This is a genomic window from Frateuria defendens, assembly GCF_001182895.1.
Taxonomy (GTDB): domain Bacteria; phylum Pseudomonadota; class Gammaproteobacteria; order Xanthomonadales; family Rhodanobacteraceae; genus Frateuria_B; species Frateuria_B defendens.
On sequence record NZ_LFQR01000034.1, the window covers coordinates 1 to 2,235 of the forward strand.

Here is a 2,235-nt window from a genome sequence, read left to right on the forward strand (position 1 = left end):
TCGAGAACATCGTGCGCCACGTCGAGCAGGGCCGGCCGCCGCTCGAGGCGGCGCTGGTCGGCGTACGCGAGATCGGCTTCACCGTCGTCTCGATCACGCTGTCGCTGGTGGCGGTGTTCGCGCCGATGGTCTTCGGCCACAACCTGTTCACTCTGTTGATGCGCGAATTCTCGGTGACGCTGATCGCCACCATCGTCATTTCCGCCCTGGTCTCGCTCACCCTGACCCCCGCGTTGTGCGGCCGCTACCTCGCGCACGAGCGGTCCGCCGGGCAGGCGGAGCCCGGCCGGCTCGCGCGGACCGTGGCCCGCCTGGACCAGGGCATGCTGCGCGTCTACCGGCACGCACTGGACTGGGCGATGCGGCACCGGCGCATCATGCGCTGGCAGCCGGTGATCCTGCTGGTGCTGACCGTCGCGCTCGCGGCAGCGACATTCAAGACCGCCGGCGGCGGCAGCATGCCGGAGGAGGATTCCGGCATGCTGATCACCCACGTCACCGGCGATGCCAACGTCTCGCCGGAGGAGATGGCCCAGCGCACCCGTCGCGTGGCGGCGGTCATCCAGGCCGACCCGGCCGTGCTGGATGTCACCACGCTGCTCGGCGGCAACAACAACAACGGCGCAGTGGGCAACCAGTCCACCCTGTTCGTGGACCTCAAGCCACGTGGCGACGGCTCCGACCAGCGCCTCGAGCCGATGAACAAGGTGATCGCCCGCCTCGCCGAGCGCTGCAAGGCGCTGCCTGGCCTCGACGTCGCGGTGCGCGGCCTGCATCTGTACGGCAGCGGCGGTGGCGGTGGCCCGGCGGGCTCCACCTACAGCTTCCAGCTCAACAGCATCAGCGGCGAGCCGCTGCAGGCGCCGGTGACCCGGCTGGCCCGGGTGATGCGCCGGATGAAAGAGTTCCGCGACGTCACCACCAGCTTCGACGCCGTCGGCAAACAGCAGCTGCTGCAGGTGGACCGCACGGCTGCCGCGCGGCTGGGCGTGCCGATGGGCGACATCGACTCGGCGCTCTACAACGCGATGGGCCAGAGCCCGGTCTCGACGATCTACTCGGACATCAACCAGTACCGGGTGATTCTGACTTCGGATGCGACCGGACGGCCCAGTCCAGAGGCGCTGCTCGACACCTACGTGCGCAGCACACAAGGCAGGATGGTGCCCCTGACGGCCATCGCACGCATCGAGCCGCAGCCCGCGCCGACGTCCGTCGAACACTACAACCAGCTCGAGTCCGCCTCGATCGGCTACAACCTCGCCCAGGGCGTGAGCCAGGCCGATGGCCTGCAACGCATCAACGACGCGATGGCGGCCGCCGCGCTGCCCAGCGGCGTACAGAAGCAGTACACCGGCGACAACCAGAACCTGATCGACTCGCTGGGCAACTCGCTGCTGCTGCTCGTCGCCGTGATCGCGGCCATGTACGTGGTGCTGGGCGTGCTCTACGAGAGCCTGATCCACCCGCTGACCATCCTCTCCACGCTGCCCGCCGCCGGCATGGGCGCGTTCCTGGCCATGCTGGTGACGCACACCCAGCTCACCCTGATGGCGGTGATCGCGGTGCTGATGCTGATCGGCATCGTGAAGAAGAACGCCATCCTGATGGTGGATTTCGCCCTGGTCGCCGAGCGCCAGGAGGGCCTCGGCCCACCGGAGGCGATCCGCGAGGCGGCATTGGTGCGTTTCCGCCCAATCACCATGACCACCCTGGTGGCAGTGGGCGCGGCGCTGCCGCTGGCGATCGGCTTCGGCACGGGTTCGGAAATGCGCCAGCCGCTCGGCATCGCCATCGTCGGCGGGCTGCTGGTGTCGCAGCTGCTCACCCTGCTCAGTACGCCGGCGATCTATCTCTGGGGCTACGACCGCAAGCTGCGCAAGGCGGCGCGGCGGGCGCGGCGGGCGGCCAAGCGCGCGCTCAAGGGCGGCGGCGTGGCGGCGGGCGCGGGCGGCTGAGCCGTCCTTTCCGAATGCGCCGCGCCGGCACGGGCGGCGGGCCGCCCGATAGTTGCTAAAGTGGCCGCCCGCCTGCCGCCGCTGCCGCCGCTGCCGCCATGATCGTCCGCCCCGCCTCCCGCTCGCTCTGGTTGATGCTGTTCACCCTCAAGGGTTCGATCATCCCGGTGATCTGGAAGCGGCTGGCGGCGATGACGGTGCTGGCGGTGGCCGTGGTGCTGGCGGAGCACCGCCTGCCGATCCCCGGCATCGAGCTCGGAGCGTGGGCGGTAGAAAA

Annotated in this window: 1 protein-coding gene and 1 pseudogene; both read left to right on the top strand. The window is 69.7% G+C overall.

From position 1 onward, the window contains the following. On the top strand, window positions 1-1,958 hold a 1,958-nt coding region (locus ACH65_RS05605; protein WP_049621600.1), incomplete at its 5' end, for an efflux RND transporter permease subunit. A 98-nt stretch (window positions 1,959-2,056) separates the two neighbouring features. Beyond that, window positions 2,057-2,235, top strand: a pseudogene (locus tag ACH65_RS05610) (bestrophin family ion channel); the annotation flags it as partial.